This window comes from Halanaerobium saccharolyticum (assembly GCF_004362045.1).
GTDB lineage: Bacteria > Bacillota > Halanaerobiia > Halanaerobiales > Halanaerobiaceae > Halanaerobium > Halanaerobium saccharolyticum_C.
On the sequence record NZ_SNWX01000011.1, the window covers coordinates 61,779 to 87,790 of the forward strand.

Sequence of the window (26,012 nt, forward strand, 5' to 3'; positions counted from 1 at the left end):
TCCTTATCCAATCTTTTTAATTAATGTTCCAACTCCCTGTCCTCCTGCAGCTCCCATAGCTGCCAGTCCATATTGACCATTAATCTTTTTTAAAGACTGTAATAAATGAAGTAAAATAATAGCACCAGAAGCTCCATAAGGATGACCATAGGCCAGAGCTCCTCCTAAAATATTCACTTTAGCAAGGTCCAGACCAAGTTCCTGGCTGCAGGCCAGTATTTTTACTGCAAAAGCCTCATTTATTTCTACAGCGTCAAGCTCAGAAATATTTAGATTTTTTTCGGCAAGAATATCTCTAACAACCGGAACTGGTCCCATTGGTGAAAGATTTGGGTCTACACCTCTGGCCCTTCCCATAATGAATTCTGCCTCTGCTTTTAAATTATTTTTTCTTAAAAAAGACTCTGAAACAAGAACAACAGCAGCAGCTCCATCATGAGTTAAACATGAGTTGCCAGCTGTAATTTTCCCATCTTCTTTAAAAACAGGCCTCAATCTTTTTAAAAGCTGATAAGAAATATTTTTTCTTATTCCCTCATCTTTATCAATTACTTGATTTCTAGTATTTTTAACAGGCAGCAGTATATCATCTAAGTCTCCTTCAACTTGTGCCCGAAAAGCCTTTTGATGACTGTTAATTGCCCACCTATCCATTTCTTCTCTACTAATATTATCATATAATTCAGCTACATTTTCTGCTCCAATACCCATTTCAGGATCTCCAATTTCTGCAGGTGAAAAAAATGCTCTTGCAAGAAAATCGCTGTTTTCTTTAGATCTGGGATCATTTTTATTCAATTTCTTCTTTATTTCAAGACTGGTGCTCTCCAGTCCTCCGGCAACTATGATTTCAGACTGACCGGACATTATTAAGGCAGCTGCCATATTAACTGAAGTTAAAGCTGAACCACACTGAAAATCAATGGTAGCTGCTGGGACAGAAAGCGGCCAGCCAGCCTTTAAAACCGATAAACGGGCAATATTGCCTCCCGGACCAACAGCATTTCCCAGAATAACCTGATCAATCTCTGCAGGCTCCAGCCTGTATTTTTTTATTAAAGCATTAAGCACTTCAGCAGTTAAATCTTCTGGCAGCATTTTTTTAAAATTACCACCAGTTTTTCCAATTGCTGTCCTCAAACCACCTAAAATATAAACTTTTTCCATTTTAATATCTGTTTCCTAAACTTTTATTAATTCTAATTCCCAGATAAGCAGCCAGTACTGCTTTAAATAAATCTCCCGGTATAAATGGTAGGCTGCCAGCAAGAAAAGCTTCTTTTAATCCCATTCCAGTTGCCTGACTTAACCAGATAAAGCCCAGAAGATGAATTATAATAATCCCACCTGTGATCACACCTGCTAAAACCTGCCAGAAATTATCTTTATTTTTTGTCAGGATACTAATGATAATACCACCAATCAAAAAGCCAATCAAATAGCCACCTGAGGGGCCAAATATTACACCCAGACCCGCTCTACCACCAGAAAAAACTGGAATACCAGCAATTCCTAAAAGTAAAAATGTACCAATTGACAGGGCTGTCTCCTGAGTCGACAATATTACCGCTGCTGCCATAACAGCCAGTGACTGAGCTGTAATTGGAACCGGACTAAAGGGTAAAGGTATAGTTATATAGCTTAAAACACTAATCAATGCCGTAAATAATGCCGAATAAGTCAAATTTTTAACACTTATTTTTTTGAGCATTTAAATTCTCCTTTATGCTTATTTCGAAATTAACTTTATTATCTACTAAACCCAAAAATCTATTTTTTTCAATCTCATTTAAATATATACTTTTATCAGCTCTGCTCGGTCTAAAATACTTAATTTTTATTTTTTTAGCAAATCTGTTTCTTGCTGCTAAAAAATCTTCAAAAGTTAACAAAATCAACATTCCCTGAACTACAGGATCAGAATTTAAATGAATAGAATTCAAATCACCACTTAAATCTGCAAAACTTGCTATTTCTTCTGTGCTAAAATTTCTCCAGCTAAAACTTTCTTTTGTAATAAATTCTTTTTTATAATTTTGATTTTGTAAATTATTTAATTTTGGATTTCTGGTCTTTATCAATTTTGAATTTAAAACCACTAGAGTATTATTTTTAAAACCAACAGTTGATTTTAATTTTAAATAAGAAAAACTATTTAACTCTCTTTCAGACATTATATCTGAATTTAGAGAAAAATCCATCCCTAAAGATGGATTTTGATTAATCATAATCTCCTGTTCAGCCAGATAATATTCAGATTCAACATCTTCAGCAAGTAAGGCCAGAGAATAGATTCCAGCCAGCACAGCTGGAATTCTGAAGTCCCAGTCAAATTTAAGTTTAAATTTTTTCTTCCATTTAGCTAATAATAAACTATCAATAGTAATTTTACTCTTCATTACTGAAAAGTGCCTCGATAAATTCTTCTGGATCAAAATTCTGCAGATCCTCTGCTGCTTCTCCAACTCCAATCAATTTAATCGGAATCTGAAGTTCATTCTTAACTGCAATTACAATACCACCCTTAGCAGTACCATCAAGTTTGGTTAAAGCAACTCCATCCACATCTACTGCCTCATTAAACAGTTTTGCCTGAGAAATTGCATTTTGACCGGTGGTGGCATCTAAAACCAGGAGAACTTCAACTCCGGCGTTAATTGCTGCTGCTTCCCTATCAATCACCCTTTTTACTTTTTTAAGCTCTTCCATTAAGTTAGTCTGAGTATGCAGGCGCCCTGCTGTATCAACAATCAAAAGATCAACATCTTTAGCTCTGGCAGATTGAACTGCATCATAAGCTACTGCGGCTGCATCTGATCCTTCCTGCTGGGAAATCACATTAACTCCCAGACGATCCCCCCAGATCTGCAGCTGCTCAATTGCTCCAGCCCTAAAAGTATCTCCAGCTGCCAGCATAACTTTTTTGCCTTCTTCCTTATGGCGGCCGGCAATTTTGGCAATAGTAGTTGTTTTCCCGGCCCCATTAACACCTACAACCATGATTATATTTAAATTATTATCAAAATTAAAGCCGCCTTCATCATTCTGCAGCATACTTTTAAGCTCTTTCTGAAAATATTCCATCAGTTCTTCCGGTTCAGTTATTTCTTCTTCTTCAACATCTTCTTTTAATTTCTCTATTAAAGCAAAGGTAGTTTTTACCCCGACATCTGCCTGAATAAGTACTTCTTCCAATTCTTCGAATAATTCATCATCAATATTTGTTCTACCGGTAAAAATACTGCTGACCCTATTTACAAAACCTTCTTTTGTTTTTTTTAGTCCATCTTTTAATCTCTGTAAAAATCCCACTTATAAAGCCTCCTTGATATATTGATCATTAAATTCTTCTGCCTGATCCAATTTTAAAGAGACCAGACGTGATACCCCTGATTTTTCCATTGTTACCCCATATAGAGAATCAACCTCAGTCATCATATAGCGGCGGTGAGTAATAATAATAAATTGAGCTACTTTAGCATATTTTTTAATAAAACTGGCAAAACGGACGATATTAACATCATCCAGAGGAGCATCAATCTCATCCAGCACATAAAAAGGGCTCGGTTTAACCTGGATAAAAGCAAAGATTAAGGCAATTGCTGTTAAAGCCCTTTCTCCACCTGAAAGCAGTGATAAACTTTTAAGAGTCTTACCCGGCGGCTGAGCATGAATTTCAACCCCGGTCGTTAATAATTCCTCCGGCTCACTCAATTTAAGTTCGGCCTTTCCGCCCTGAAATAGAGCTTTAAAAACCTTAGAAAACTCTTCTTTAACCTGATAAAAAGTTTCGGCAAACATTTTTTCCATTGATTCTTCAATATCAGAAATCACTAATTCTATTGAATTTCTGGCATGCTTTAAATCATCCTGCTGTTCATGTAAATAATCCAGTCTTTCCTTTAGCTCAGCAAATTCCTCTACTGCTGCCTCATTAACAGGATGTAAACTGTCCATCTTCTTTTTTAGAACCTTGATTTTTGACTCAACCTCAGCCTCATCCTCATCCTTAATTTCAATTAAATTACTTTCATCAATTTCTGCAGGTTCTAAATTATAATCTTCCAGCAGTATAGATTTAATATTAGTCAGTTTGTCATCTAATTTAGTATATTTTAAGTCCAGTTGATGAAAATTATCTTTAATTTTATTTAACTGCTGCTGCAGTTCTTTTGCCTGCTTTTCTTTAACTTCAACTTCTTTTTCTAAGTTTTTAACCTCTGTAGTTAATTCTTCTTTTCTCTGCTTTAACTCTTTTCCCACAGACTCCAGTTCTTTTTTCTTCTGCTGCAGTTTTACTCTACGATCAGATATTCTTTCTAAATCACTGCTTATTTCTTTTATCTCTTCTTCTCTATTCTTAATTTCTTCAATTTTAAGTTCTAAACTTCTTTTTACTTCCTTTAATTTTTCCTGAGCATTATTTCTTTTTTCAGAAATTCTGGCACCATCAAGCTCCAATTCCTTTAACTGAGGTTCGAGCTCAGTTAAATTTTCTTTCTTAATATTTAAAGCAGCTTTTAAATCATTAATTTCCGACTTTAAGCTTTTATTTTTTTCTTTTAATTGCTTAATTTTATTTTCTTTAGCTTCAATTGAATCTTTGTTATTTTTTAGGCTGTTATCAAGTTCTGAAAAATTGTTCTGTCTTAAATCTTTATCTGATTTTAATTCTACCAGAGTTTCTTCAACTCTATTTTTACGGTTAAGAATATTATTTTCTTCCATTTTTAAAGATTGCACCGCAGATTTTAAAGCTTCCAATTTTTCTCGTTTCTGGTCCAGTTCTTTTTTATTAGTTTCTAATTTTTTAACCAGTGCTTTTCCTTTCTGCTGCAGCCTGCTTTTTTTCGTTTTAAGATCTTCTATTTTACGACTGCGGCCGATTAAATCTCTGCTGTTGCTGGAACTGCTCCCTCCCGAAATAGCTCCACCGGGATAAACTACATCTCCCTCGGTAGTAACTATCCGGAAATTACGCTTAATATTTTTGGACATCTGAACAGCATGATTCAGATTATCACTGACCACAATCTGTCCCAGAAGAAAGTTGAATACATTCTCTAAACGATCCGGAAAATCAACAAGATCAACAGCCAGGCCTATAAATCCTCTCTGCTCAGCCAATTTTTCTAAATAATGATCTCCCAGACGGGAACCATTAACCATATTTAAAGGTAAAAAGGTAGCTCGACCTTTTTTGTTTTGTTTTAAATATTTTACAGCATCACGGGCTGTCTGATCATCTTCAACAATAATATTCTGCATCTTTGCTCCCAGAGCAGTTTCTATAGCTTCTTCATATTCTGCTTTTACCGATACTATTTCTGCAACAACATCAATTATCCCACTAAATTTTTCTCGCTGCTCTAAGAGACTGCGCACACCATTATAATAACCTTCATAACTTTCCTGCATTTCTTCCATTAGCTGCAGCCGAGAATTATAATGCTGATAATCTTCTTTTGTTTTTAAAAGCTCATCTTTGCCGGCTTCTAAAGCCTGGCTTTCTTTACTGATTTTTTCTTTCAAACTATCTAAATCTAATTCTTTTTGAGTGATCTGCTCTCTAATTGCAGTTAATTCTTCCCTGATCTGAGCCGTTTTTTCTGATTCAATTTTTATTTTAGCATCAATTTGATTTTGATCTGCAGATATTTCCTGCAGCCGGTCATTTGAAATCTCGACTCTTTCTTTCAATCTTTCTAAAACAGAATTCTCATCCTGAATTTTTTTCTTATTTGCTTCTATTGCATTTTCCTTAGCTTCTATTTGCTGGCTGAGCGATTCTATCTGTTCTTGATTCTGATTAATATTTTTTTTCAACTTATCTATTTCAACCTGAATATTCTGCTGATCAGAATTTAACAGTTCAAAATTTTCTTGAGCCTGTTTAACCTTTTCCTGCTGCAGCTTACGAGCTTCTTTTAACTCAGCAATTTTCTGAGTTGAATTTTCTTTATTTTCCAGATAATTGTTTTTTCTCTCTTCCATTACATTAAGATTATTATTGAGTTCATTAACTTTATTTTGATTCTGAAAATAATTATTGCTGACTTCTTCTTTTTTGTTTTTGAGAGATTTTAACTTATCTTTAGCATTATCAAGCTGATAGGAGAGAGCATTATAGCTGCTTTCTTTTTCATTTAATTTTTTCTCTACAGTCTCTCTTTTCTGGCTCAATCGATTAAATTCTTCTGAATGTTCTTTCCACTGTTTATTTAATAAACTGATTTCTAAATCCGAAAGTTGATTTTTATAGCCCTTATATTTTTTTGCTTTTTCAGCTGCCTTTTCTAAAGGATCGTGTCTTTTTTCCAGCTCATCAACAAGATCATGAATTCTGTTTAAATCATTATTAGTATTATCAAGTCTTTTTTCGGCATCTTCTTTCCGCGATTTATGCTTCATAATGCCGGCAGCCTCTTCAAAAAAGAGGCGCATCTTATCTGGCTTGGATTTAATAATGGAATCAATTCTGCCCTGGCCAACTATTGAATAACCATCACTTCCCAGACCACTGTCCATTAACAGCATTTCTATATCCTTTAAACGGCAGGAAGCACCGTTGATCAGATAGTCGCTGCGGCCATCATCACTAACCTGACGTCCCAGAGTCAGCTCTTTACCTTCAACCGGCAAATCTCCATTAGAATTATCAAAAAAGAGAGTCACACTGGCTTTCTTTTTGGCATTTAATTCTTCACTTCCAGAAAATATGATGTCTGCCATTCTGCTGCCCCGGAGGTTTTTAGCACTCTGCTCACCTAAAACCCAGCGGATGGCATCTACAATATTACTTTTACCACTACCATTTGGTCCAACCACAGCAGTTATATTTTCTTCAATCTCTATATCAGTTTTATTGGCAAAGGATTTAAACCCTTTGAGTCTTATTTTTTTTAAAAAAATTTTAACCACCAACCTCACAATTAGCCTGATTTTACATTTAAAAACCTACCCTCACGGATAGGTTTTAAAAATCGTGATTTATCTCGGCTCTACTAAAAATTTAATAGCTGTTCTTTCTTCTCCATCGATTTCAATTTCAACAAATGCAGGAATCATAATTAAGTCCATCCCATTGGGAGCAACATAACCCCGGGATATAGCAATTGCTTTAATTGTCTGATTAACTGCCCCGGCTCCTACCGCCTGTAATTCAACTTCTTTTTCATCTCTTAAGACTGCTGCTAAAGCACCGGCAACAGCTTTTGGATCTGATTTTGATGAAACCTTTAATTGTTCCATAAATAATTTAACTCCCCCTCAAAATTAATAATAATATTTTTTCTATAAAATAGGTGGAGAATCTTCAGGATTATATAAAATAACCTTGAGAATATTTAAACAGCTAGTTAATTAATTCTTGATTAAGAGACTTATTCCTTCTTTATGGCAAAAATTAAAGAATATTTTTTAATTTATCTACTTCTTGATCACTTAAATACCTAAATTCTCCTTCTTTAACACCCTTAAGTGTTAAAAAAGCAAAGGCAATTCTCTTTAAGGAAATAACAGAAAATCCAACTATTTTTACCATTCTTCTAACCTGGCGGTTCCTGCCTTCGTGAATTACTATCTCAAATTGAGTCTGCTCATCTTTATAATTCACATTTGATATTTTTGCGGGGGCTGTTTTCTGGCCATCAATAATCATGCCCTCTTCAAATTTTTCGAAATCTTCCTGGCTCAGTTTTCCCTGTACCAGAACTCTATATTTTTTATCTACTTCTTTCTTTGGATGAGTCAATTTATAGGTCAAATCTCCATCGTTGGTCATTAAAAGCAGACCAGAACTGTCATAATCAAGTCTACCTGCAGGATACAATCTCTGCTTTAAATCAGGAATTAAATCCATCACTGTTGGCCGACCTTCCGGATCTGAGACTGTTGTAATATACCCTTCCGGTTTATTTAATAAAATATATCTTTTTTTCTCTTCACTTATTACTTTACCATCAACTACAATTTCATCCTGTTCCGGATCAACCTTAAATCCCATTTCTTCAACAATTTCTCCATTAACTTTAACTCTACCTTCTGTTATGATTTCCTCTGATTTTCTGCGAGAAGCAACCCCGGCGTGAGCCATGACTTTCTGCAGTCTCTCCATTTTTTCACCTCAATATTATAATTATAAATTTTAATAAAATTAGTATGACTTATTAATTAGATTCCTCATTCTTGGCTGTTTCTTTTTTCTGTTCTGCGGCCTGTTCTGCAGCTTCTTCAATTTCTTCAGCAAATAATTTTTCTACTCTTTCAATCTCCGGCAGCTCAGCTAAATCTTCAATGTCTAGATATTCCAGAAATTGATCAGTTGTTCCATAAATAATTGGATTACCAATAGTTTCTTTTCTGCCTACTTCTTCTATTAAATCATATTTACTTAAGGTAGTTAAAGTTCTTTCTACACTAACTCCCCTAATTTCTTCTATTTCGGATCGGGTTACCGGCTGTCTGTAAGCTATAATGGCCAGGGTTTCCATTGAAGCAGTAGAAAGAGAAGAAACCTTTGTGATGTCAAATAATTGTTCTATCTCAGCTGCAAATTCTTTTTTTGTTTGAAACAAATAACGATCATTATATTCCTTAAGCTGAATGCCGAATTCAACCCCCTGATATTTCTGTTCCAGATAGATAATTATTCTTTCCAGTTTTTCTTCCGAAAAAGCAGTGATTTCTTTAATTACAGCCCGGGGCAACTTTTTTTTGCTGCTAAAAATAAGAGCCTCAACTAAAGCAATCTCCTTTGGTTTTAAATCTTCAAAACCAAGGTTATCAAGTATTTTCTGCTCTTTTTCCCTTCTCTTATTACTGAGATAGCTTATTTTATCCTCACTCATCAAATCACCTTTCCATACTAATCCTGATATCAGAAAAATTGTTATCCTGGACTACCTTTATTCGTTTACGCTTCATCAACTCTAATAATGCCAGTAAGCTGACCACAATTTCGAGCTGATTATTTTCTTCTTTTATTAAATGAAAAAATGAAACTTCGTGGTTAACCTGTCTGATATCTTTTAAAATATCTCTAATTTTATTACTGATATTAAACTTTTCTTCTTTAAGATATTCTAGTTTTGGATTTTTTAAGACCTCTGTTTCTTCTTCCTTCTCAGCAGTTAAAGCCTTAACCACCAGCTCATAAAGTTCTGAAGCCGAGATTTCTAAGTCAACCTGCAGCATCTCCGGCATCAGCTCTTCTATATCCACCTTAGCCTGATAGCGATTTCCGGCCTTTTCTTCCCATTCTTTTAACATTTGAGCAATGTTTTTGAATAATTCATATTCTCTAAGTCTGGTAATTAATTCATGTTCAGTCTCCTCTTCTTCCAGCTCATCTTCCTTGGGCAGCAGAGCTTTAATTTTAATTTCAATCAGCTCAGCTGCAATAATTAAGAACTCACTTGCCAGATTAATATCAAATTCCCGCATCTGCTCTAAATGTTTAAGATATTGATCAGTTATCTTTGCAAGTGAGACTTCACTGATATTAATTTCGTTTTTCTTAACCAGCTGGTATAAAAGTTCCAGGGGACCCTCAAAATCATCAAGTATCAGCTTATAATCCATAACTTAACCTCTTTCTCTTAGAGTAATAACCCGTACATTGTATTTACAAGTGGTCCAATTATACTCCATAAAATTCCTGTATAGGCAAGGATCAATAGTAAAATCATTCCATAGGGTCCTTCCAGTTTACGGATATACTTATCAAATTTAGGTGGTAAAAAGCCCATTAAAATCTTGGAACCATCCAGGGGCGGCACCGGTAGAAGATTAAAAAAGCCTAAACTTAAATTTATAATTACTGCCAACTGAAAGAAAACAAAAAATGTCTGAACAAGACTACCATAACCGGCCATCTGCAGCTGATATAAACTGGCAGAACTAAAAAAAAGAATAATTCTTGCTGTCAGTGCAAATAAGATAGCCAGGAAAAAGTTTGCCCCCGGTCCGGCAAGACTGACAAACATCATCCCCTGCCTTGGATTTTTATAATAATTCGGATTAATTGGTACTGGTTTGGCCCAACCAAAACGTCGGGTTAAAATCAGCACCAGACTTCCAATTGGATCCAGATGGGCCAGGGGATTTAAAGTTAATCTCCCCTGAGACTTTGGAGTTGGATCTCCTAATTTATATGATACATAACCATGCATAAATTCATGTAAAGATAAAGACAGTAAAAGTACTGGAATTAATAATAAAAGTTCATATATTGTACTCATTATTTCACCTCTTGTTAAAAGCTATTAAATCTATTTAATATCTTCTAATATTTTTAGATAATCTCTTTTAAATATTCTAAAGCTTCCTCACGACTGCTGATTTGTTCGCGCAGTATCTGGTCCCTGATTTCCAATAAAAATTTCTTAATTTCTGGCCCCTGCTTAATCCCCATTTCAATTAAATCATGACCCGAAATTGGAATTTCAATCTCATTTCTCAGCTGCAGGTGCTGAAAAAGTTTTTCTGCATACTGCTGCTTAAAGTTATTAACAGCAAACATAATTAATTCTTCTGCCTGATAAAACTCCAGTTCTCTATATCTTAAGGCTGGATCTTTGATTTCAAAAATCGCAGTATCAATGTTTTCCCAGCTTTTTTGGATAAATGTCTTTTTTTCTGGAACTGAAAGCGGCCAGGATTTAATCAGGCTTTCTTTACTATTATAAAACAAAATCATTAGTCTGACAAGAAAATGATTTATTTCAAGCTTATTTTCTCTGCTGAGAGCAAGCATTTTCTCTCCTTTTAAAAATTTAGCATCTCTGCTGCTGTCAAAATCAAAATCATCCTTTATTAATTTTAGAACAGGAATCTGATTCAACAAAATAGATGAGAATTGAGAAATGTCTTTCTGGGCCTTAAATAAATATGATAGTTCAGTAAAAACTCTTTCCAGAGCCAGTTTATGATAATCATAATTTTTTAAAGATTTTCTACTTAGTTCAACAGTTTCAGCGCTCAACTTAAAATCCTTTAATATTTGAAAACGAATTCCCCGCAGAATTCTTAAAGGATCATCTCTAAAACTATAATTATGAAGTACTTTGAGAATTCCATTATTTAAATCATTAAGAGCACCAAAAAAATCATATAAAACACCCTTGCGGTCAGGGTGTAAATCAATAACCAGTGTGTTAATTGTAAAATCGCGACGAAACAAATCAGAAAAGAGATCAGCTTTTTCCACAAGAGGTAAAGAACCTGGAAAATGGTATTTTTCCTCTCTACAGCTTGCTATATCAATTGAATAACCATATTTATTGTGCAGGAATCCGGTGGAAAATTTATTATTATAATCATATTGATAATTATATTTTTCTGATAGATGAACAAAAAACTTTTTTAAATCTCCATCAAGCAGAATATCTAAATCTTTATTTAAGGGAAGGTTAATCAATAAATCTCTAACCTGACCGCCAACTAGATAAAGATTATATCCTAACTCTGCGGCCTCTGCAGCAAGTTTTAAAAGCAAGTTTCGTCTTTCTGCAGGTAGATAATCGAGTAAGTCTGATTTATAGTGCAGAAATGAAGCCTGCTCATGATTATTTTTCTGATATTTTTTTAATAAATCAAGCCCTTTATCAAGGTCAATACTCAAACTTTTATATGCTGCATTATTATGATAGGGAACATTATGCTGACCTGACTTGATTTTACCCAGAAATCTGATTTTATATTTTAAAAGATTAACACTCTCTTTATTAAAATAAACATTATCCTGATCAATCAAATAATTGTTTTCTACATAATATCTCTGATCTTCAGCATCAACTTTTAAGGCTATTTTTTTAAAATCAGCTTCTTTTAAATTGTTGATTTTTATAATTTTATTATCATAAGTAAAATATTCTTCCGCCATAGAATTAAGTAATTTATTTAATAAATCTTTTCTCTTTTTCATTATATAGTCACCACTTTAAAAGACTGCCTCAATTGAGACAGCCCGATTTATAATCAAAATTAATATTATCTAATTGATGTTCTCCAGATCAATTTCTTTTAAATTAGGATTATCAGCTGCTGACCGTCCAACTTTAGCCAGATCAATCCATTCACCATCAACTTTAACCCGTACTACATCACCTGTAAAATCATTTTTGGTCCCCTCACAGGAACAATTGGATAAAAGCCAGCTGCCCACCCCATAAATATCGACAGGAACCTGAGATGATTCAAAACGATCAATTTTTTCGGGATTAAAGCCTCCGGTTGCAATAATTTTTACTTCCTGACAGAATTTTTTTGCAAGCTCTAAATCTTCAGGTCGTACATCCCAGTCTTTGTAAGCATTATCTAGAGCCCTGCGTAAATTAAAAATAAGACGAGCATTGACCCCATTATCAAGCTCTTTTTTACCCAGAGGCTCAACACTTTTATCTCTTAAATCAGAAGAATTGTCTGGTCTTACCCCAAATAACTTATACTTTTTTGCTTCCTTTTCTTTACCAGCTTTTAATAATTGGAGATATTTATCAAACATTGCTTTTAAAACATTTTTACTGGTAGTTACACAATCATTTTTAAAATCCACCAGGGCAATTCTATTAACATCCAGCGGCATTAAACGGCAGAACTGCAGCATTGCTTCTGCTGTCTCACCCAAAAATGAAGCTACATAGGAATGACTGATAGTTCCTCCACCTTTACCACCCCACCAGGCTCCCTGTTCATCAGTTGAAATATAGCGCTGGGTATTAGTACCATATTCATTATTATAAGCATTTACTCCTAAAGAATAAGCATAACCGTGCATTGCCTGAGATTTATAATGGGTAAATCTGGCAGGAAAAAACAAAATATCTTTGCCTCTTCCAGCTACCATTACCTGATAAACATTAGTGGCTATCCGGGAGGCCTCTGTTAGTGATCCCAGGATTGGAGTTTCCAGAATTGAAAAATCACGATAGCGACCTCTAATTTTGATCACTGGATCAACATTATGGGGATTACCTTTATAAAATGCCTTTTCTCCATCATGACAGGCTTCAACTTCTAAGTTAGAAGAGGTGTTAACAAAATTACCTTCCTCATCCTGATATCCAGCAGCTGTTTTCAGAATAGATAGTGCTTCATCAATCCCACCTAAAATACAGAATGGCTGACGTCTGGGAAAAATCTGCATTTCTACTTCTATATTTCCAATGTCCTGTTCTTTAAACTGATAACCTTCTTCAGATAACTTAGTTAAAATACCCGCTATATTGCGAAAATAAACATCTGAATACCAGCCATCTGCCATTCTTTCTCTATCTAATTGAAACAGTTCAGTTTCCAGACGCTCACCATTAAAAATAGTCATAAACTCACCTCAAAATTACTTTATTTAATTATTTCATAAATTAGTTGATTTTTATCTTTCTTTTCTTCAGTAATTGTAAAAGCTCTTAAAAGCTTTTCCTTTGCTTCTTCTATATTATCACATTCATTGTAGTGAAGCACAGCCAGTGTGTCTCCTTTGTTTACCGGAGCAGCAAATTTTTTCTTGATTTCTAAACCAGCAGCAAGATCAATTACCGACTCTTTATTTTCTCTACCCGCCCCTAAAATCATCGCAGATAGTCCAACATCTAAAGCCTTAATTTCAGATATATAACCATCCTTTTCTGCTTTTACTTCAAAAGTTGATTCAGCAATTGGAAGCAGTGATAAATCTTCAATAACTTTTGCATTACCACCCTGAGCAGAAATCATTTCTGAAAACTTATCCAGAGCTTTTCCATTTTGGAGATTTTCCCTTAAAATCTTTTTACCTTCTTCTATATCTGTGATTTTTCCAGCAAGCTGCAGCATTCCAGCTCCCAGTTCTATACAGAGTTCTGTTAAATCTTCAGGACCTTCTCCTTTAAGAGTTTTAATTGCTTCCTTAACTTCAAGTGCATTACCAACAGCATTACCCAGAGGCTGATTCATATCAGTAATATAAGCTCTAGTATCCCGACCTACCTCTTTACCAATAGCAACCATTGCTTCTGCCAATTTTTTAGCACTATCAAAATTTTTCATAAAAGCACCATTACCAACTTTAACATCAAGTACAATTGCATCTGCTCCCCCAGCAAGTTTTTTACTCATGATACTGCTGGCAATCAGCGGGATAGACTCAACTGTAGCTGTTACATCTCGTAAAGCATATAATTTTTTGTCAGCAGGAGTTAAATTACCAGTCTGTCCAACTACTGCTATTCCATGCTGATTTACATTATCAAAAAATTTATCTCTAGCTAAAGATGTATTAAAACTGGGTATAGATTCTAATTTATCAATTGTACCTCCGGTATGGCCAAGGCCCCGACCTGACATTTTGGCCACCGGTATTCCTGCAGAAGCAACAAGTGGAGCCAGAACAAGAGTTGTAGTATCTCCTACACCACCTGTACTGTGCTTATCAACCTTAATGCCCTCAATTGGGCTTAAATCTATCATATCTCCTGATTCAGCCATCAGCATAGTTAAATTTGCGGTTTCTTCAGCATCCATCCCCTGAAAATAAACTGCCATTGCCCAGGCTGACATCTGATAATCCGGAATATCTCCTTCAACATAACCATTAATTAAAAATTCCAGTTCGTCCTTATTTAAATTTTGACCTTCTCGCTTTTTATATATTATATCATATGCACGCATTATTAAACCCTCCAGCTATATATTTTTAATAATACCTCTCATTAATTTAATAAAATCCGGTCTTACCTTTTCTGCTATTTCAACAACTTCTTGATGGTCCAGGGGCTGATTTAATACTCCAGCTGCCATATTTGTTATACAGGAAACTCCAACAATTCCAAGCCCCATATGATTGGCCGCAATTACTTCTGGAACAGTTGACATTCCAACTGCATCAGCACCAATTGTTCTTAAATATTTAATTTCTGCAGGTGTTTCATAACTTGGTCCTGACTCAGCAGCATAAACACCCTTCCGGGTTAATATTCCATTATCTCGAGCCACATTTTCTGCCACCTCAATCAGCTCTTTGTTATACGCCTCAGACATATCGGGAAAACGAGGACCAAATTCAGCAAAATTCTCACCAATTAAAGGATTATCTCCCATTAAATTTATATGATCAGAAATAATCATAAATTCACCAGCACTAAATTCTTCATTAACTCCCCCGGCTGCATTAGTTAAAATCAATTTTTCTATTCCAACTTGCTTCATAATTCTAACCGGCATTACCAGCTCCTGCATGGAATAACCTTCATAATAGTGGGTCCTTCCCTGCATTGCAATAACTTTTTTTCCTTCCAGTTCACCAATTACAAAACGACCAGCATGACCTTCTACTGTTGAAACAGGAAAATGTTTAAGTTCACCATAATCTATAAAAACAGGATTTTCAATTTCTTCTGCCATTACCCCGAGTCCAGAACCCAAAACGAGTCCAATCTCAGGCTTATAATCAAGCTGTTCAGAAATAATCTGAGCATTTTTTTTAATATCCTTAATCATAACTTAAAACCTCCAATAAATTATTTTCAAATAAATCTTCCAATAAAAATCAATGATAAAAATTTTAATTAAAGTTTCTTCCAAAGCTATCTGATTGAATTCTATTGTGAATCTTAGTCTTTTTTAAAAGTTGATTTGGATTGAATTTTTGCTCTGCTTAGAAATAATTATTCAAAACGATACTAAATTATAAATTTACCATCACGATAGATCAATTCACCATCAGCATAAATTTCTCCACCGTTTTTCATATCACAGAGCATATCCCAGTGGATTGTAGAAATGTTTTCTCCCCCTGTTTCTGGATAACTGCGACCTAAAGCTAAATGAATTGTGCCTCCGATTTTTTCATCAAACAGCATATTTTGGGTAAATTCTGTTATTCCTTTATTACAACCAACCGCTACTTCCCCTACATAACGAGATCCCTCGTCAGTATCTAATAATGAGTGTAATAATTCCTCACCTTTTGCTGCAGAAGCATTAATTACCTTACCATTTTTAAATTCCAGTCTGATATCTTCAATTTCCTTACCACTGTAGATCCCCGGAAAAGAAAATCTAATTCTTCCTTCAACACTATCTTCAATTGGACCGGTAAAAACTTCTCCTCCTGGATAGTTTTCCTTACCTTTATCAGCAATCCAGGTTCTACCTCCAACCTTACATTTTAAATCTGTATCCTGGGAAATAAAATGCAGCTCATTTTTCTGATTTAAAAGCTTTGCAATTCTTTCAAGTTCTTTGCCGAATTCAGTCCAGTAAGCAACAGGATCCTTTTTGTTAAGATGACAGGCTTGATAAACAAATTCTCTGTAATCTCCTAAAGACATCCCTGCTTCCTGTGCATCAGCATGAGTGGGAAACTGACAGATATTCCAGTTCAAACTTCCCTCAGCAGCTCTGTTCATCACAATTTCGCTAATTTCTTTTTGGGCAATTGAATGCTTCTTTATTTTTTCTGGATCAACTCCAGCCAAGTTTTTAGTATTGTTATGGCCCAGAATCCTCAATGAGGCATCTACATTTTCCATTAAATGTTTAGTAAATGGCGCACTGTAATTTAACTGTTCTTCTGACGCATATTTATAAAAGAGTTCTTCCTGTTCCTCAAATTTTGTTATTATCAGCGGATGACCACCGTTTTTAAGTACCTCTTTGTAAACTTCTTTAATTAAATCTTTACTGACATCTTCTCCCTGAATTAAAACCTGATCTCCCTTTTCAACTTCCAGAGAATAGTTAACCAGTAATTCTGCATATTTATTTAATTTAAGATCTGCCATAACTTAACCTTCTTTCTATTTCGAATTATTTCGTTTATTTAAAAATATTTCTTTCCAATTAAAATATTACCTTACCGTATGTTCCACCTCCACCTGACTGAAAGCTGAAATTCTGCTGACGGGCTTTTATTATTTTTTTAAAGATTCTACTGCTCATACATTCTTTTAATTCAGCAGTCGATAAATTATGAATTACATCCATTTCAGTTCCACAATTTTCGAATAGTTTAGCCGCAGTTTTTTTGCCAATTCCAGGAATATCTAAAAGTGGTACCTGGTAAACATATTCTGGACGGTGAACAGGATGCTCTGGTTTTTTGACCTCCGCAATTTCTAAAATCCTGTCCTTAACCCCAACTACTACCTTTTTTGAACCACATTCAGGACACTGCAAAACAGCTTCTTTTCCGGAAAAAATACTGTCACAGTCTTCACAATGAGAACGATAGTACTTGCCTAACTCCGGATTTAAACCATAATTTTTTTTAATTCTGCTGCCTGATTCTCTTTTTAAGGTTTTAAGTACTGAATTAAAATTTAGAGACTCAAGTTCCATAATATTATATTCCCTGGCGATTTTAGGTAGAGAATGAGCATCAGAATTACTCAAAAAAGTTTTTTTTCTTAATTCCGGCAGTAAATCAGCCATTTCTGTATCAGCACTAAGTCCCAGCTCTATTGCCGGTATTTTCTCCCATTCAGCTGCTGTAAAAACTTCAGTGTAAGTTTTAAAAGCCCTGCCGTAAAAACTTTTATGAGGTGTAAAGATATGGGCAGGAATCATTATCCCCCCGTGATAATCTACAATTTTTAAAAGCTCTTTCCCTGTCAATTTTGCAGCCTGAGAACTTAAAGTAATATTAGAAATATAATTTTCCATTGTTCTGCTAAATTTTTTGATCTGTTTGATTTTCGGAAAAAAAGCTAAATAATGAACCTGGCCCCCATTTTCCTCTCTGCTTTCGATTTCTGCTCCTGGCAGTACAAGCAGCTGATCAGAATAAAGTATCCCCCCCTGCTTTAATTCTTTCATTTCTCCTGCAGCCAGCATTTGATCTATATCTTTAAGAACTACAGGAGAGGCACAGTCAATAATTCCGATGATGTCAAGTCCCTTTTTAAAAGCAGCTTCTTTGAGGATATTGGGGAAATTCAATTTTCTGGAAGCAGTTATTTTAACCGGACTGCCATCACTACCACCGCCAATATGGATATGCAGATCAGCAAAATATTCTTTTTTCATTAAAAATCACCGAGATAATACATTACTGCAATTAAGGTTTTGCTGTCTCTAATTTTACCAGCCTGCAGAAGTTCTTTTAATTCTGTCTTTGTCTTGGGAACAACTTCTATATATTCTCCTTCTTCTAAATCTCTACCCACATACTTTAAGTTTTCTGCCTGATATATATAAATAGTTTCTGTACTATATCCAGGGGTGGGGAAAAATTCGAATAACTTACTGAATCTTTCCGCTGTATATCCAGTTTCTTCTCTTAATTCACGCCTGGCACATTCTTCTATCTCTTCCTCTACCTCTAATTTACCGGCAGGAATTTCGTAAATCACTTCGTCAACAGGATATCTGTACTGTTTGATTAATAATACTTTTCCCTGCTCATTTTCAGCCAGTACAGAAACTCCTCCGCTGTGTTCTACTACTTCCCGGGCGGATTTATGTTGATTGGGAAATTCCACTTCATCCCTATATAGTTTTAAAATATTTCCTTCATATATTGTTTCAGATGCTGTCCTTACTTCCTTTTTTATTTCCATTATAAGCCTCCATTTACGAAACTTTTAAGTCAACCACAATTTTGTCAGCAATTCTGGCAATAAATTGTGAATTGGTAGGTTTAACATTTTCATTTATATTGTTCTTAAAATATTTTTTTAAAGCTTTTTGATTTCCCCGCTGCCAGGCAACATCAATTGCATGTCTGATTGCTCTTTCAACTCTACTGGAAGTAGAATCAAATTCCTCTGCTACCCGCGGATATAATTCTTTAGTTACTGCACCTAATAAATCCATATCCTTAATTACCATCTTCACAGCCTGGCGTATATAACGATAACCTTTAATATGGGCTGGAACACCCAGTTCCTGAATAATTTGAGTTATGTAAGGTATATAATTTCCATTTTCCAGCTCCAATTGTGGATCCTGAAAACGTATATTTTCTGAAACACCTGGACTTTTTTCCATTAACTGCTTAATCCTCTGCTTCAATTTATCAAGGTCAAAAGGTTTCATAATATAGTAATGAACCCCTAATTCAATAACTGTCTTCATTATTTTATCATGTCCCATAGCTGTTAAAGCAATAATTTTCATCTCTTCAATTAAATCCTGGGAGTTTAGTTCTTCTAAAACCCCAATTCCGTCAAGGTGAGGCATAATTAAATCTAAAATTAAAACATCTGGATTTTCATTATTTTTTAAAAATTCAAGAACCTGTTCTCCATCATGTAAAATTTCTAAAACATTAAATTCCTCATTCACCTCAAAAAATTCAGCCAGAATTTGACAGAATTCCTGGTTATCATCCACAATTAAAATATCAATAGTCTTCTCCAATATTTTTCCCCCTCTAGAAAAAAATAAATATTTAACTTCTATAATATTAAATGAAATATCTCCCTGATTTATCATATCTCCTATTTCTCTGCCAGAAGCAGCATTTCTTCAGCATGAGCTAAAGTTTTGTCAGTTATTGTTGTCCCACCAATCATCCTGGCAATTTCCTTAACTCTTTCGGCTTCATCTAAAGCGTAGATCTTTGTAAAAGTTCTGTCTTCTCCTTTTTCTTTTTGAATTAAAAAATGATGGTTGGCTGCACTTGCAAGCTGTGGGAGGTGAGTAATACAAATTATCTGTCTATCCCTGGAAATCTGTGTTAATTTTGCTGCCATTTTAGCAGCTGTTTTACCTCCAACACCGCTGTCAACTTCATCAAAAATTAATGTATCTACCTGATCTAAAGCTGCTGTAATAGTTTTTAAAGAAAGCATGATTCTTGATATCTCTCCCCCAGAAGCAATTTTAGACAGAGATTTTAAATCTTCACCTCTATTTGGTGAGATTAAAAATTCTATCTGGTCAGTACCATCTGCAGATATTGCTTTTTCTTTAAAATCAACTTTAAATCGAACATCTTCCATAGCTAAATCCTTAAGTTCCTGTTTTAGATTTACTTCTAAATTTTCGGCATGATTTTTTCTTTTTTCAGACAATAGATTTGATTTTTTGATTAATTTTTTCTTTAAATCATCTTTCTTTTTAGTTAGAGAATTAATTTTATCCTCAACATTTTCTAATTTGTCCCGCTTTTGGTATAATTCTTCCAGATAAGACAGTACTGTCTCTATATCTTCTCCGTATTTTCTCAAAAGGGTATTAATTAGATCAAGTCGATCACTGATTAAAGATATTCTTTCCTCATCATAAGCAAAAGAACTTTCAAAATCACCTAAATCAAAAATGAATTCTTCCAGTCCATAATAAATATCTGCAAATTTTTTATTTAAATCCTTTAATTTTTGATTATAATCTTCAATTTCAACAAATTTATTCTTTAATACTGAAAGACGATCCATTATTCCTTTTTCACTGTAATCATCTCCGCTGAGAGATGTCATCAGTTCGGATACAACTCTGTAAATTTCCTCTCCGTGAGATAAGGTTTTATATTCTTCCTTTAATTCTTCGTATTCCCCTTCTTTTAATGCAGCTTTCTCAATCTCTTCAATTTGAAAATTAATAACATCCAATTCCCTTGCCCTCTGAGAATCATCAATTTCAATCTCTGACAGCTCTTTTCTCACTTCAGATAATTTCTGATATAATGACTTAATTTCTGATTTCAGTGGACTAATTTCTTTCCCAATAAAGGCATCAAGGATCATTAAATGAGAACTCTGATCTAAAAGCAGCTGGTGTTCATGCTGACCGTGGATGTCAATTAAATAACGGCTTATTTTTTTTACAATCTTTAAAGTTGCCAGCTGACCATTAATCAGAGTCCGGTTGCGGCCATTTTCCCTAATCTCACGGGCAATTAAAATACCATTTTCTTCTATTTCTATACCTGCTTCAGTTAAAATATTATTAATGATTTTTAGTTCTTCAGGCTGAAAAAAAGCGGAAATATAGGCTGCCTTTTTTCCACTTCGAATAACATCAGTATTTGCTCTGGCCCCCAGTAATAAATCAAGTGCGCCAATAATTATTGATTTACCTGCACCAGTTTCCCCACTTAAAATATTCAATCCCTGCTTAAAATTAATATTAACCTTATTGATTAAGGCAAAGTTTTTAACCTGTAAATCACTGAGCATAAGTTTTCCTCCTGTCAGTTAAGCAAGATTCATTTTTTCCTTAACGATAGTATAAAAAGTCCTATCAGGTAGTTTAATGATTGATAATTCCTGGTCTGCACCACTGATATATATTTCATCCCCGGGAATGATTTTATTTTTCTGTCTGCCATCAGCACAACCTTTAACAGAACGACCATCACTATCAACTTTAATTCTAATCTCTTCCTGATCTGAGATTACCATTGGCCGCAAATGAAGATTATGAGGACAAATTGGAGTTATTAAAATTGCCTGAATTTGACGGGGGTTGATGATCGGCCCCCCTGCTGAAAGGGAATAGGCTGTAGAACCGGTGGGAGTGGCAATAATTAAACCATCACCGCGAAAGTTATTGACAAGTTCCTTGTTAATATAGAGTTCAATTTTAAGCATTTGAGAATCAGGATCTCTATTGATTACATAATCATTAAGAGCATAGCTGCTGTTAATTTTTTCTTCATTACGGTAATGTTCTGTCTTCAGCATCATTCTTTTTTCGATATTGTAATTATTATCATCAATCATTTCCAGTGCTTTTGTTAAATCATCAGTCTCTACATCAGTTAAAAAACCCAGATGACCAACATTAATTCCCAGTAAGGGAAGATCACTACCGATAAAATGATGAGAGGTGTGCAGAAAAGTTCCATCACCACCAATTATAATAATATAATCGGCTTCCTCTTTAATCTGCTCATAATCAGCTTCTCTATCTTTTTGAGAAAGCTGAAAAGCAGCATGTTTTTCAATTAAAAATTCCTTATCCCTTGCTTCAAACCATTCAATAGCTCTTTTTGCTACAGTAAAAGCTTCTTTTTTGTCCAAATTTACTATTAATGCAGCTTTGTCCATTTTAAGAACCTCCCAGTTCTGAATGAGCAGTATTAACCAGTTTACCAATTTTCTGCTGCCAGCTCTGGCGGTCAAAACCAGCAGTCCTCTCAGTAAAACTTAGATGGATTAAATACTCAATATTTTTGCTTGAAGCACCGGTTATTGGTGAATAATCAAGAGCAAGTGGCTCAAAACCTTCTTCAAGAAAAAAATCACTTAAACTTTCAATCACATCTCTATGAACAGCAGGATCCTTAACCACGCCATTTTTTCCAACCCGCTCTCGACCGGCTTCAAATTGTGGTTTGATTAGGGCCACAAAATCCCCATTCTGCTCTATAAATTCTTTTACACCAGGTGCAATTAACCGGAGTGAAATAAAAGAAACATCAGTTACAATTAAAGGAACTTCAACCGGAAGTTCGTCTTTTTCTAAATGCCGGAAGTTGCACCTCTCAAAGACTTCCACTCGTTCATCCTGTCTCAGTTTCCAGGCCAGCTGCCCATAACCGACATCTATTGCATACACCTTTTGGGCTCCATGCTGTAATAAACAATCCGTAAAACCACCTGTGGAGGCCCCGATATCTATTGCTTCTTTTGCCTCTGGATTAATCTCAAAAACTTCTAAAGCTTTCTCCAGTTTAAGACCTCCACGACTCACATATGGATTTTTGTCACCTCTAAACTCAATTTTGGCATCTGGATCAACCTGGGTTCCAGCCTTATCTTCTCGCTGACCATTAACAAAAACCAGCCCGGCCATAATAGCCCTTTTAGCCCGGGAACGGCTTTTAAATAATCCCCGTTCAGCTACCACAATGTCTAATCTTTCTTTTCGGGCCATAACCTATTTACCTCCTCTGCCCGGGCAAGCAAAGAAAGGGCTTTTTTAAGAATACCTCTGGCATCCAGCTGATATTCTTTTTTCATCTCTTCCATTCCGCCATGGGTCACAAACTCATCACCAATACCGATTCTCTTGAAATTTTTAAGGGGAATATTCCTGTCGGCAGCAAGCTCCAGGACTGCGGAAGAAAATCCACCAGCTAAAACCTGTTCTTCAACTGTTAAGATGTTTTTAGAATTTTTAAGAGCCCGGATGATCATTTCTTCATCCAGAGGTTTAATAAATCTGGCATCAACTAAAGCGGTTTGATGTCCATTATTATTTAAAATTTCAGCGGCTTTTCGTGCCGGCTCAACAGTTGAACCCACAGCTAATATTGTAAGATCCATTTCTGATTCAATTTTAATTAATTCTTCTGCTTTTCCGATTTCTATTTCCTTTAAATCACTGACTTTTTGAGGAATATATTCTCCGGCGGCACTTCCCCGGGGATAGCGCAGTACTGCCGGCCCCTGATAATTAACAGCAGTAAAAAGCATCTGCTGCAGTTGCTCAGCATCTCTGACCGCCATCATAACTAAATTGGGTACAGGACGCAAAAATGAATAATCAAATAACCCCTGATGGGTTTCACCATCATTACCCACAATTCCTGCTCGATCCACAGCTATAGTTAGATCAATATTCTGGATTGCCGCATCATGAATAACCTGGTCATAGGCCCTCTGTAAAAAAGTAGAATAGATAGCACAGACAGGCTTCATTCCACCTTTTGCCAGCCCGGTACTCATGGTAATAGCATGCTGTTCTGCAATTCCTACATCATAATATCTCTCCGGATATGAGTTAGCAAAAATCTCCATACCTGTACCGGAAGGCATAGCAGCAGTTATGCCGGCAATTCTTTTATCCACAGCCCCCATTCTCTTTAGTGTTTCTCCAAAAATCTGACTGTAACTTGCTTTGGATTTCATCTTTTTAGAACTACCATCTTCAATATTAAATGGTCCAACTCCATGAAATTTATCAGGATTATTTTCAGCAGGTGGATACCCTTTACCTTTCCTGGTTATTACATGTAAAAGTACAGGCCCAGCTACTGCTTCTGCCTGTTTAAAATATTTCATAAGTTCAATTATATTGTGACCATCAACAGGACCTAGATAATTAAAACCGAATTCTTCAAACAATACGCCCTGAATAAAACTATATTTTAAAGCATCTTTTACACGATCAACAGTATTGGAGACCGTTTTTCCGAATTTAGGAATTTTATTGATTAAGAACTCAATGTCTTCTTTTACTTTTTTTAGGGTAGGATCATTCCGTAAATTAGATAAATAATTAGAAATTGCACCTACATTATCAGCGATTGACATCTCGTTATCATTTAAAATCACATTAATATCACTACCAATATGACCGGCATGATTTAATGCTTCAAATGCCATACCACCAGTTAAAGCTCCATCTCCAATAACTGCATAGATATCACCAATTTGATCTAGATTCTCTCGAGCAAGAGAAAGTCCAACTGCAGCTGAAATTGAAGTGCTGCTGTGTCCAGCACCAATAATATCATGCGGAGATTCACTGCACTTAGGATAACCACTCATCCCACCCTTCTGCCTTAAATTAACAAAACAATCTTTACGTCCGGTTAATATTTTATGGGTGTATGCCTGATGCCCAACATCCCAGATGATTTTGTCTGTGGGACTATTTAAATAATGATGGAGTGCAATAGTCAATTCCACTGTTCCCAGATTAGAAGCCAGATGTCCACCTGTCTGTGAAATATTTTCTAATAAAAACTCTCTAATTTCAGCAGCCAGTTCTTTAAGCTGAGAACCCTTCAATCTTTTTAAATCATCTATTCCATTTATTCTTGATAAATAATCACTCATTAATTCCACCTCTTTTTTAGAAAGCTGTAAATTTTATCATAAATAAGATGAAAAAACTCTAAAAAGCGACCAACAATAAAAATAATCTCTGTCGATTTTTTCATGCCATAATATTTAAAAAACGCCTTCCCCCCAACAGTTAAAGCTGAAGCAAGACCAATTATTATCAAATTAGTCCAGAGACTTGAAAAACCGTAATAATTAACTAAATTAATTGCAATTACTGCACTGATGGCTCCACTGACAGTCCCACAAATATCGCCAACAATATCACACATTAGACTGGCCACTTTATCACCATTTTTTGCAAGATAAAGAGAGAGCTTGGCTCCAAAAATTTTCTTGGCAGCCTTTGCATTAAAAGGTTCAGTCCTGGCAACAGTTGCTGCAACTCCAACCATATCTGCTAAAACACCTACTATAATAATAATTAACAGTATTATTACTGCCATCGGTAATGGTACATATTGTACCTGTGTCTGTGAAACAGAAGAGACACTTACCGCAATAAAAAAAGTCATTATAGCAATAATAATACTGCTCTTTAAATTAGCCAAAAATATTCACCTCAATTAATAAAATAACAGATGGCAATATAATAGATAAATGCTGTGTCATTGGTCCAGCAGGTTTTCCCCGGCAATTCCCGTCTGTCGCCATTCAGGTGATTTCTCTTTAAATTCCCGCTGCAGGGTCTCCCTCTGCAGAGCTGGATTACCACTAAGAACACACTTTAATCCCCATTACATCCCTTCTGGACAGTCTAGAAGTTTTCCTTAACAGCATTTAAACTATCTCCTAGCTTCTTTTGCAGTACAAGTTTCCAGCAGGTTCAACCCAGGGCTGGATCCAGGCACCTGTGTTTTGCTACTGTCTCCAGTACCACTTCAAAGCAGGCTACACTGTTCAACCTTACGGTTAAAACAGGTGAACCTGGCCTTGCTATGTCTTTAATAACTCGACCAGGCCTCCGCGGGAAAGGGGTCAACGCCCACATGCCGTTGTGGATCGCCCCAAGCCCTTATCTCTCTGCAACGGCCCCCGACTGGGCGTCGGCAGCCATTACAAAGAACTTCATCGATGTGCCCGTTGACGGATTTTTAGGCCCGCCTTCAAAGATAGTATGCTGACTAGAATACTGCACCATCTGCATTTTAACTAATTATAACACATTTGTTTAGTCCCTTCAATTAATGCTGTCTTTTGATTGTGTCAAGTAGCTTTTGGAAATAGATTAAGACTCCCTTTAAATATTTTAGAATGCAAGAGACTTTATTGCTCTCTGCAATCCACTAACTT

The 26,012-nt window shown here is 35.3% G+C and carries 23 protein-coding genes; all 23 read right to left on the bottom strand.

Going from position 1 to position 26,012, the window contains the following annotated elements; genetic code table 11:
- Positions 1-3: 3 nt before the first annotated feature.
- The 23 genes from DFR79_RS08320 to DFR79_RS08430 all read right to left on the bottom strand — a co-directional run bounded on the left by DFR79_RS08320 (position 4) and on the right by DFR79_RS08430 (position 25,270).
- Positions 4-1,167 carry a thiolase family protein gene (locus DFR79_RS08320; RefSeq protein WP_133515050.1) on the bottom strand — a complete coding sequence of 388 codons (1,164 nt, stop codon included), beginning with the start codon at positions 1,165-1,167 and terminating at the stop codon, positions 4-6.
- Position 1,168: 1 nt separating this feature from the next.
- Complete coding sequence (locus DFR79_RS08325) at positions 1,169-1,711, bottom strand: biotin transporter BioY (protein WP_133515051.1); 543 nt, start codon at positions 1,709-1,711, stop codon at positions 1,169-1,171.
- On the bottom strand, positions 1,689-2,399 hold the full coding sequence (locus DFR79_RS08330) for a MaoC family dehydratase (protein WP_133515052.1): 711 nt from the start codon (positions 2,397-2,399) through the stop codon (positions 1,689-1,691). Before DFR79_RS08330 ends, DFR79_RS08325 begins: the two co-directional genes overlap by 23 nt.
- The gene (ftsY, locus tag DFR79_RS08335) at positions 2,389-3,312 is read right to left on the bottom strand and encodes a signal recognition particle-docking protein FtsY (protein WP_133515053.1); all 924 of its coding nucleotides are present in this window, start codon (positions 3,310-3,312) and stop codon (positions 2,389-2,391) included. The genes DFR79_RS08330 and ftsY overlap by 11 nt, the downstream gene beginning before the upstream one ends.
- Positions 3,313-6,921 (bottom strand): chromosome segregation protein SMC, encoded by a 3,609-nt coding sequence (gene smc / locus DFR79_RS08340; protein ID WP_133515072.1) that lies wholly within the window; start codon positions 6,919-6,921, stop codon positions 3,313-3,315. It lies immediately after the preceding gene.
- 69 nt (positions 6,922-6,990) lie between these two features.
- Entirely contained in the window at positions 6,991-7,251 is a 261-nt protein-coding gene (locus DFR79_RS08345) for a stage V sporulation protein S (protein WP_089719155.1), read from the bottom strand.
- Between the two features lie 154 nt (positions 7,252-7,405).
- The gene (locus DFR79_RS08350) at positions 7,406-8,116 is read right to left on the bottom strand and encodes a pseudouridine synthase (protein WP_133515054.1); all 711 of its coding nucleotides are present in this window, start codon (positions 8,114-8,116) and stop codon (positions 7,406-7,408) included.
- Positions 8,117-8,168: 52 nt separating this feature from the next.
- Complete coding sequence (scpB, locus tag DFR79_RS08355) at positions 8,169-8,849, bottom strand: SMC-Scp complex subunit ScpB (protein WP_133515055.1); 681 nt, start codon at positions 8,847-8,849, stop codon at positions 8,169-8,171.
- A gap of 4 nt (positions 8,850-8,853) precedes the next feature.
- Positions 8,854-9,582 carry a segregation and condensation protein A gene (locus DFR79_RS08360; RefSeq protein WP_133515056.1) on the bottom strand — a complete coding sequence of 243 codons (729 nt, stop codon included), beginning with the start codon at positions 9,580-9,582 and terminating at the stop codon, positions 8,854-8,856.
- Between the two features lie 17 nt (positions 9,583-9,599).
- Positions 9,600-10,241, bottom strand: coding sequence for a site-2 protease family protein (locus tag DFR79_RS08365; protein WP_133515057.1), 642 nt, complete (start codon positions 10,239-10,241; stop codon positions 9,600-9,602).
- A gap of 53 nt (positions 10,242-10,294) precedes the next feature.
- Complete coding sequence (locus tag DFR79_RS08370; RefSeq protein ID WP_133515058.1) at positions 10,295-11,926, bottom strand: CCA tRNA nucleotidyltransferase; 1,632 nt, start codon at positions 11,924-11,926, stop codon at positions 10,295-10,297.
- A 69-nt stretch (positions 11,927-11,995) separates the two neighbouring features.
- The gene (locus tag DFR79_RS08375) at positions 11,996-13,324 is read right to left on the bottom strand and encodes a nicotinate phosphoribosyltransferase (RefSeq protein ID WP_133515059.1); all 1,329 of its coding nucleotides are present in this window, start codon (positions 13,322-13,324) and stop codon (positions 11,996-11,998) included.
- A gap of 20 nt (positions 13,325-13,344) precedes the next feature.
- Positions 13,345-14,649 carry a pyrimidine-nucleoside phosphorylase gene (locus tag DFR79_RS08380; RefSeq protein ID WP_133515060.1) on the bottom strand — a complete coding sequence of 435 codons (1,305 nt, stop codon included), beginning with the start codon at positions 14,647-14,649 and terminating at the stop codon, positions 13,345-13,347.
- 15 nt (positions 14,650-14,664) lie between these two features.
- On the bottom strand, positions 14,665-15,477 hold the full coding sequence (locus DFR79_RS08385) for a purine-nucleoside phosphorylase (protein WP_133515061.1): 813 nt from the start codon (positions 15,475-15,477) through the stop codon (positions 14,665-14,667).
- A 182-nt stretch (positions 15,478-15,659) separates the two neighbouring features.
- Positions 15,660-16,763 (bottom strand): aminopeptidase, encoded by a 1,104-nt coding sequence (locus DFR79_RS08390; protein ID WP_133515062.1) that lies wholly within the window; start codon positions 16,761-16,763, stop codon positions 15,660-15,662.
- A 58-nt stretch (positions 16,764-16,821) separates the two neighbouring features.
- A complete protein-coding gene (locus tag DFR79_RS08395) occupies positions 16,822-18,006 on the bottom strand; it encodes an endonuclease Q family protein (RefSeq protein WP_133515063.1) in 1,185 nt (394 codons plus the stop codon).
- On the bottom strand, positions 18,006-18,539 hold the full coding sequence (locus DFR79_RS08400) for an NUDIX domain-containing protein (protein ID WP_133515064.1): 534 nt from the start codon (positions 18,537-18,539) through the stop codon (positions 18,006-18,008). The genes DFR79_RS08395 and DFR79_RS08400 overlap by 1 nt, the downstream gene beginning before the upstream one ends.
- A gap of 13 nt (positions 18,540-18,552) precedes the next feature.
- A complete protein-coding gene (spo0A, locus tag DFR79_RS08405; RefSeq protein WP_133515065.1) occupies positions 18,553-19,341 on the bottom strand; it encodes a sporulation transcription factor Spo0A in 789 nt (262 codons plus the stop codon).
- An 80-nt stretch (positions 19,342-19,421) separates the two neighbouring features.
- Positions 19,422-21,101, bottom strand: coding sequence for a DNA repair protein RecN (recN, locus tag DFR79_RS08410; RefSeq protein WP_133515066.1), 1,680 nt, complete (start codon positions 21,099-21,101; stop codon positions 19,422-19,424).
- A gap of 18 nt (positions 21,102-21,119) precedes the next feature.
- Positions 21,120-21,974, bottom strand: coding sequence for an NAD(+)/NADH kinase (locus tag DFR79_RS08415; protein ID WP_133515067.1), 855 nt, complete (start codon positions 21,972-21,974; stop codon positions 21,120-21,122).
- A gap of 1 nt (position 21,975) precedes the next feature.
- Complete coding sequence (locus tag DFR79_RS08420; RefSeq protein ID WP_133515068.1) at positions 21,976-22,803, bottom strand: TlyA family RNA methyltransferase; 828 nt, start codon at positions 22,801-22,803, stop codon at positions 21,976-21,978.
- Positions 22,782-24,713, bottom strand: a complete 1,932-nt coding sequence (gene dxs / locus DFR79_RS08425; RefSeq protein WP_133515069.1) for a 1-deoxy-D-xylulose-5-phosphate synthase — start codon at positions 24,711-24,713, stop codon at positions 22,782-22,784. Before dxs ends, DFR79_RS08420 begins: the two co-directional genes overlap by 22 nt.
- On the bottom strand, positions 24,713-25,270 hold the full coding sequence (locus DFR79_RS08430; protein WP_133515070.1) for a hypothetical protein: 558 nt from the start codon (positions 25,268-25,270) through the stop codon (positions 24,713-24,715). The genes dxs and DFR79_RS08430 overlap by 1 nt, the downstream gene beginning before the upstream one ends.
- Positions 25,271-26,012: the final 742 nt, after the last annotated feature.

Bases quoted from the DNA above. Each gene is read 5' to 3' on its own strand.
- DFR79_RS08320 (WP_133515050.1), bottom strand. From the start codon at position 1,167: ATGGAAAAAGTTTATATTTTAGGTGGTTTGAGGACAGCAATTGGAAAA.
- DFR79_RS08325 (WP_133515051.1), bottom strand. From the start codon at position 1,711: ATGCTCAAAAAAATAAGTGTTAAAAATTTGACTTATTCGGCATTATTT.
- DFR79_RS08330 (WP_133515052.1), bottom strand. From the start codon at position 2,399: ATGAAGAGTAAAATTACTATTGATAGTTTATTATTAGCTAAATGGAAG.
- DFR79_RS08345 (WP_089719155.1), bottom strand. From the start codon at position 7,251: ATGGAACAATTAAAGGTTTCATCAAAATCAGATCCAAAAGCTGTTGCC.
- DFR79_RS08350 (WP_133515054.1), bottom strand. From the start codon at position 8,116: ATGGAGAGACTGCAGAAAGTCATGGCTCACGCCGGGGTTGCTTCTCGC.
- scpB (WP_133515055.1), bottom strand. From the start codon at position 8,849: ATGAGTGAGGATAAAATAAGCTATCTCAGTAATAAGAGAAGGGAAAAA.
- DFR79_RS08360 (WP_133515056.1), bottom strand. From the start codon at position 9,582: ATGGATTATAAGCTGATACTTGATGATTTTGAGGGTCCCCTGGAACTT.
- DFR79_RS08365 (WP_133515057.1), bottom strand. From the start codon at position 10,241: ATGAGTACAATATATGAACTTTTATTATTAATTCCAGTACTTTTACTG.
- DFR79_RS08370 (WP_133515058.1), bottom strand. From the start codon at position 11,926: ATGAAAAAGAGAAAAGATTTATTAAATAAATTACTTAATTCTATGGCG.
- DFR79_RS08375 (WP_133515059.1), bottom strand. From the start codon at position 13,324: ATGACTATTTTTAATGGTGAGCGTCTGGAAACTGAACTGTTTCAATTA.
- DFR79_RS08380 (WP_133515060.1), bottom strand. From the start codon at position 14,649: ATGCGTGCATATGATATAATATATAAAAAGCGAGAAGGTCAAAATTTA.
- DFR79_RS08385 (WP_133515061.1), bottom strand. From the start codon at position 15,477: ATGATTAAGGATATTAAAAAAAATGCTCAGATTATTTCTGAACAGCTT.
- DFR79_RS08390 (WP_133515062.1), bottom strand. From the start codon at position 16,763: ATGGCAGATCTTAAATTAAATAAATATGCAGAATTACTGGTTAACTAT.
- DFR79_RS08395 (WP_133515063.1), bottom strand. From the start codon at position 18,006: ATGAAAAAAGAATATTTTGCTGATCTGCATATCCATATTGGCGGTGGT.
- DFR79_RS08400 (WP_133515064.1), bottom strand. From the start codon at position 18,539: ATGGAAATAAAAAAGGAAGTAAGGACAGCATCTGAAACAATATATGAA.
- recN (WP_133515066.1), bottom strand. From the start codon at position 21,101: ATGCTCAGTGATTTACAGGTTAAAAACTTTGCCTTAATCAATAAGGTT.
- DFR79_RS08415 (WP_133515067.1), bottom strand. From the start codon at position 21,974: ATGGACAAAGCTGCATTAATAGTAAATTTGGACAAAAAAGAAGCTTTT.
- DFR79_RS08420 (WP_133515068.1), bottom strand. From the start codon at position 22,803: ATGGCCCGAAAAGAAAGATTAGACATTGTGGTAGCTGAACGGGGATTA.
- dxs (WP_133515069.1), bottom strand. From the start codon at position 24,713: ATGAGTGATTATTTATCAAGAATAAATGGAATAGATGATTTAAAAAGA.